This is a genomic window from Streptomyces sp. SID9727, from assembly GCF_010550605.1.
In the GTDB taxonomy this organism is placed as follows: domain Bacteria; phylum Actinomycetota; class Actinomycetes; order Streptomycetales; family Streptomycetaceae; genus Streptomyces.
The window spans coordinates 1-5,424 of record NZ_JAAGNI010000501.1; the positions used below are offsets into that span (position 1 = coordinate 1).

Genomic DNA, 5,424 nt, shown 5'->3' on the forward strand with positions numbered 1-5,424 from the left:
GCCCCCGCTCCCGCCCCGGCGGCGCCCGCCGAGGCCCCCGCCGCCGCAGACCTGACCAAGCGCGAGACCAGCGAGGACCCCCGATGACCACGCCGCCGACGCCGCAGGCGCCGTACCAGCAGCCCGCGCCGCAGCAGGCGTACCCGCAGCCGCAGGGGTACTACACCTCGCCGATCCCGCAGCGCCCCGCGACGCTCGGGGACGCGATCGCCTCGGAGTGGACCAAGATCCGGTCCGTGCGCTCGACCATGTGGACGCTCGGCGTCATGACCGCGCTGCTGCTGGTCATCGGGGTGCTCGCGGCCGTCGCCGTGTCCGCGTCCGACACGGAGATGAACGGGACCCCGGTCCTGAGCCTCGGCTTCTTCGGGGTGCTGCTCGGCACGATCTGCGTGATCACGCTCGGCGTGATGACGATCGCGTCGGAGTACGGCACCGGCATGATCCGTACGACGCTGACGGCCTGCCCGAGCCGGGGCCGGGTGCTCGGCGCCAAGGCGCTCGTCTTCTTCCTGCTCACCTTCGTCCTCACCACGGTGATGACGTCGGTGGTCGCCCTGATCCAGTCGTCCATGCTGGACGCGGCGTCGCCGAGCGGCGAGGAGTGGCTGCGCGCCACGGTCGGCGTCGGGCTCTACGTGGCGACGCTCGGGCTGCTCGCGCTCGCGGTCGGCGCGCTGATCCGGCACTCGGCCGGGGCGATCACGCTGATGATCGGCGTGGTGCTGCTGCCGCTGGTGCTGGCCATCTTCATGTTCGCGTCGTCCCTGTCGACGCTCCAGGAGAAGCTGCTGGAGTACTCGATCCCCAACCAGCTGAGCGTCTTCTACGACAACTCGGTCACGTCGTCCGGCGGCCCGTCCGGCTGGGAGCCGCTGTGGATCATCCTCGGCGTGACGGCGGTCGCCATGGGCGGGGCGTACCTGTCGATGAACCAGCGCGACGTCTGAGGCCGCGCCGCCTCAGTAGCGCGGCGCGTTCCGGGACCGCTGCACCTTCGTGGTGCGGCGGTCCTTCGCGTTCCAGCAGGCCTTGTGCCAGTGCCTGCGGTCGTCGACCCCGCCGTACTCGGACCAGGCCACCAGATGCGGCACGCCGGACGGGATCTCCTGGTCGCAGCCGGGGCAGCGGTAGCGCTTGCCGGCCGCGCTCGCGCCGCTGACCGGGCGCACCGACCACTCCTCGCCCTGCCACTCCTCCGTACGCCCTCCCCCGCCGTACCGGTCGCCCGACTCGCTCGCGCTGTCGTTGCGGCTCTCGCCGCCTCGGGGGCGGTTGCGGCGCGGGGACACGTTTCACCTCACGGAACGGGCTCGGCAGGTCTCTTCCAGCCTAGGGCCAATCGGGCGGGGTACCCGCCGTTCGGGGCCCGGGGCGCGACGGGTTACCGGAAAATCGCAACAACTCCGTGCCGGACCGTGCCTTTGGCACGTGTCAGACGTTGTTGCCAGTAGGGGAGAGCCGCGTCGGCCGCAAGGAGGCAATTGGCGATGCGTGTCGGAACGTTCGTACTGGCGGCCCAGTTTCCGGGCCAGGGACCGGGGGAGGCGCTGCACCGCGCCATCCGGTCCGCAGAGGTCGCCGAGGAGTCCGGGCTCGACTCGGTCTGGCTGGCCGAACACCACTTCGTGCCGTACGGGGTGTGCCCGTCCGCCGTCACCCTGGCCGCGCAGCTGCTCGGCCGGACCCGCCGCATCCGCGTCGGTACGGCGGTGAGCGTGCTGCCCACGCAGCACCCGGTGGCACTCGGCGAGCAGGCCGCGCTGCTCCATCTGACGAGCGGCGGCCGGTTCAGCCTCGGGGTCGGCCGGGGCGGGCCGTGGGTGGACCTGGAGGTGTTCGGCGGTGGCCTGGAGGCGTACGAGAAGGGGTTTCCGGAGTCCCTGGGGCTCCTGCTCGACTGGCTGCGCGAGCCGCGCGTGGCGGGCCGGGGCGAGCGGTACGGCTTCCGGGAGGTCGCGGTCGTCCCCCGGGCCGACGAGCTGATCGGCGCGGAGGCGGCTGAGGGGGCCGGGCCCGAGGTGATCGTCGCCTGTACCTCGCGCAGGACCGTGGAGCTCGCCGCCGACCGGGGCCTGCCGATGCTGCTCGGCATGCACTGCGGGGACGCGGAGAAGGCGGAGATGGTGGCGCACTGGCGGTCGCGCGCGCTGGCGGCCGGCCATGCGCCGGAGAGGGTGCGCGGGGCGGGGCATGTGTCGGCCGGGGTGGCCCAGATCGCCGACCGCACCGAGGACGCCGTCGAGACGCTGGTGAAGGCGATGCCCGGCTGGCTGCGCCAGGGGCTGGACGCGCATGTGACGGTGGACGGCCGGCACCGCGTCATGCGGGACCCCGTCGGGTACGCGGAGCTGCTGTGCGGCCTTCATCCCGTGGGCACACCGGAACTCGCGGCCGAGCGCCTCGCCGTCACCGCCGAGCGCACGGGCATCACCCGCTTCGCGCTCCTGGTGGAGGGTTCCGGAGATCTCGTCGCCACGGAGGAGAACGTAGCGCGGCTGGGCACGGAGGTACGGCCGCTCCTCGAATGACCCCCCGCGCCCGGACGAAGGGGTGTACAGCGGCGCGCCGCGGAGCCGCCGCCCCGGACCAGTTGCACCTCCCGCGGCCCGGAACGGCGACTGAAGCGTTCAGCAGTCCCGTAGTTCGGGCGACTGGTTGAGCAACTGACCCCTCACCGAGGTGAACTTGGCCAGTCGGTCGTCGACCGAGGCGTCCAGCGGGAACACCGCGACGCGGTGGCAGTTCTGGAATGCGAGACGCACCCCGAAGTGCCGCTGCAGCGCTCCGCGTATCGCATCACTCGCGAGCGCGCGCAGCAGCTGACCACGTGCCTGCTCATTGGGCGGCGGCGTCTGGTTGTCGGCGAACTCCCCACCGTCGACCTCCAGCTGAGCCACCAACGAGCTGATCATCTCCCATGCGTAGGGCAGGGAGGTCCGGACGCAGTCGACGAAGTCGGCTTCGTCGACCTCGCCTCGCTCGGCCTGTTCCAACAGAGCCGGTGAGACGTCGAGCGACATGGGTTCTCCTCTCGCGGCCCCAGCGGATTACCGGAGCCTTACGGGCAGGGAAGAAGGCCGACGACGACGCAGCGTGCACGCACGGCGACCTCCCGCTTCCACGGTAAGGGCGCAGTCCAGGCCGCACCAGGAGATTGGGAACACAACCGGCCAATAACGAAGGGGTTCAAAGAGGGGCAAGACAGAAAGCGTCATCTCCGGAAGGGACGGGAGTGACGGATGGGTGAATCGCGCCGGGCCCTCGTCGTCGAGTAGCGTTGCCGACCATGCGTCTCGTCATCGCCCGCTGCTCCGTGGATTACGCGGGCCGGCTCACGGCCCACCTGCCCTCCGCTCCCCGTCTCATCCTGGTGAAGGCGGACGGGAGCGTGTCGATTCACGCCGACGACAGGGCGTACAAACCGCTCAACTGGATGTCGCCGCCCTGCACCCTGAAGGAGGGCAGCGGCGACGCCGAGGGCGTCTGGACCGTGGTGAACAAGGCGGGCGAAAAACTGATCATCACGATGGAGGAAATCCTCCACGACTCAAGCCACGAACTGGGCGTCGATCCGGGGCTGATCAAGGACGGCGTCGAGGCGCACCTCCAGGAACTGCTCGCGGACCGCATCGAGACCCTGGGCGAGGGCTACACGCTGATCCGCCGCGAGTACTTCACGGCCATCGGGCCGGTCGACATCCTGTGCCGCGACGGGGACGGGCAGACGGTGGCCGTCGAGCTGAAGCGGCGCGGCGACATCGACGGCGTCGAGCAGCTGACGCGTTACCTGGAACTCCTCAACCGCGACCCGCACCTGGCCCCGGTCAAGGGCATCTTCGCCGCCCAGGAGATCAAGCCGCAGGCCCGCGTCCTGGCCACGGACCGCGGCATCGGCTGCGTGGTCCTGGACTACGACGCGATGCGCGGCATCGAGGACGACAAGCTGCGCTTGTTCTGAGCGGTGGGGCCCGCTGGGCCCCCGCTCGCGTGCCGGCCTCGGGTCCGTCGGCCCCTTCAAGCCCGTCCGGCGATCGAGGACGCAACCGTCGGGCCGGGGCCGGCGCCTTCGAGAGGCGCTACGCCCCCGACGGGCTGTCGCTCGCCTGCTCCGGGGTACCCGGCTTCGTGCCCGGGTCGTCCGGGTCCGGCTCGTCCGTCTCGGTCTCCCCCGGGCTCGGCGAGTCCGTCCCGGTCTCCGTCGGCGTGGGTGAGGACGCCGACTTCGTGGGCGTCGGCGACGTCGGCGTCGGCGGCTCGTGGGAGGACTCCGTCGCCCGGGGCGACGACGGCGACCCCGGGGACGACGGCGTGCCCGGCGCCGAGGACGTCGCCGAGGGCGACACCGTAGGCGCCGACCCGCTCCCCGTCGCGGACGGCGTCACCGAGGCCGAAGCCGACGCGGACCCCGAAGGCGTCCCGCTCGTGGGCGTCCCGTCCGCCGGCTCCCCGGTCTCCACATCCGCGTCGTAGACGCCGTCGTCGTCCGGCACCTCCTGCTCGGTCGACGTACCGGCCCCGCCCTGCGGGTCGCTGCTCGACGTCAGACCGAGCGTCACCACCGTGCCGAGGACCCCGGCCAGCAGCACCCCCGCCCCGGCGGCGACCAGGTTGCGCCGGGCCCCGCCGATGAGGGCCAGCGGCCCGCTCCTCGCCGCACCCTTGCCGCCGCCCGGCGCGGGCGCGGGCACCGTCACCGTCATCGGCTCCTGCCGGGGCACCACGGCGGTGTCGGCGAACGCGCTCGTCATGGACACCGGGACGACGGTCGGCACCCCCGGTGGCGGCGACGCGGCGAACGCCCCGTCCTCCGTCGCCACCGGCCCGCCCCCGGCCCGGTCCTCGACCAGGGCGAGGGCGCGCCGCCCGGAGACCGCACCGCTCTTGTCGGCGAGCGCCCCGCGCATGCCGATGGCGGTCTCCAGTTCGGCCCTGGCCCGGTCGGGGTGACCGGTGCAGAGCGCGAGTACGCCCAACTCGTGGTGGAAATACGCCTCTTCCGCGACCTCACCGGCGAGCCGGCCGGCCTCCTGGCCGATCCGCAGGGCCCGCTCCCAGGCCCCCCAGTGCAGCCCGGCCGCGAAGGCGGGCGCCGCGCTGCGGGCGAGGAGCACGGCGGCGCTCGTCCCTCCGGCCCCCTCCCCCGGCACCAGCCGGCCCATCGCGGCGATGATCGCATCGGCCTCGGCGGTCGCCCGCTCGGGGGTGACCGAGGGGTGCCCGGTCCACCAGGCGTAGTGCTGCGCGGCGGCCCGGGCCCGGTCGACGGCGCCGTCCTCGTAACCGGCGGCCGTGAGCTGGGCCAGGACCCCGGCGGCCAGCCGGTAACGGGAGCCGGACGGCGAGAGCAGCCCGCAGCCGGCCAGCTCGCCGAGGGCGGCGTCGGCATGGGTGTCCCCGACGAGCGCGGGCAGATGGGCCTGG

5 protein-coding genes and 1 pseudogene are annotated in these 5,424 nt (G+C 72.9%); 3 read left to right on the top strand and 3 right to left on the bottom strand.

The genetic code is table 11. The features are described from left to right. Positions 1 to 83 precede the first annotated feature (83 nt). On the top strand, positions 84 to 950 hold the full coding sequence (locus G3I41_RS34185) for an ABC transporter permease subunit (protein WP_164404409.1): 867 nt from the start codon (positions 84 to 86) through the stop codon (positions 948 to 950). A 12-nt stretch (positions 951 to 962) separates the two neighbouring features. Here G3I41_RS34185 and G3I41_RS34190 read toward each other — a convergent pair whose 3' ends face one another. Next, positions 963 to 1,292 (bottom strand): ATP/GTP-binding protein, encoded by a 330-nt coding sequence (locus tag G3I41_RS34190; protein WP_143619724.1) that lies wholly within the window; start codon positions 1,290 to 1,292, stop codon positions 963 to 965. A 198-nt stretch (positions 1,293 to 1,490) separates the two neighbouring features. Between G3I41_RS34190 and G3I41_RS34195 the strand changes: the two genes are divergently transcribed. Continuing rightward, a complete protein-coding gene (locus G3I41_RS34195) occupies positions 1,491 to 2,531 on the top strand; it encodes an LLM class flavin-dependent oxidoreductase (protein WP_164404410.1) in 1,041 nt (346 codons plus the stop codon). A 99-nt stretch (positions 2,532 to 2,630) separates the two neighbouring features. Here G3I41_RS34195 and G3I41_RS34200 read toward each other — a convergent pair whose 3' ends face one another. Continuing rightward, on the bottom strand, positions 2,631 to 3,023 hold the full coding sequence (locus G3I41_RS34200; protein ID WP_164404411.1) for an SCO5389 family protein: 393 nt from the start codon (positions 3,021 to 3,023) through the stop codon (positions 2,631 to 2,633). Between the two features lie 266 nt (positions 3,024 to 3,289). Between G3I41_RS34200 and nucS the strand changes: the two genes are divergently transcribed. After that, positions 3,290 to 3,961, top strand: coding sequence for an endonuclease NucS (nucS, locus tag G3I41_RS34205; protein ID WP_164404412.1), 672 nt, complete (start codon positions 3,290 to 3,292; stop codon positions 3,959 to 3,961). Between the two features lie 118 nt (positions 3,962 to 4,079). Here the strand turns inward: nucS and G3I41_RS34210 are convergent. After that, positions 4,080 to 5,424 (bottom strand): annotated as a pseudogene (locus G3I41_RS34210) (ATP-binding protein); the annotation flags it as partial.

What these genes read in the sequence shown, in the direction of transcription:
- G3I41_RS34185 (WP_164404409.1), top strand. Translation starts at nt 84, where the DNA reads ATGACCACGCCGCCGACGCCGCAGGCGCCGTACCAGCAGCCCGCGCCG.
- G3I41_RS34195 (WP_164404410.1), top strand. Translation starts at nt 1,491, where the DNA reads ATGCGTGTCGGAACGTTCGTACTGGCGGCCCAGTTTCCGGGCCAGGGA.
- G3I41_RS34200 (WP_164404411.1), bottom strand. Translation starts at nt 3,023, where the DNA reads ATGTCGCTCGACGTCTCACCGGCTCTGTTGGAACAGGCCGAGCGAGGC.
- nucS (WP_164404412.1), top strand. Translation starts at nt 3,290, where the DNA reads ATGCGTCTCGTCATCGCCCGCTGCTCCGTGGATTACGCGGGCCGGCTC.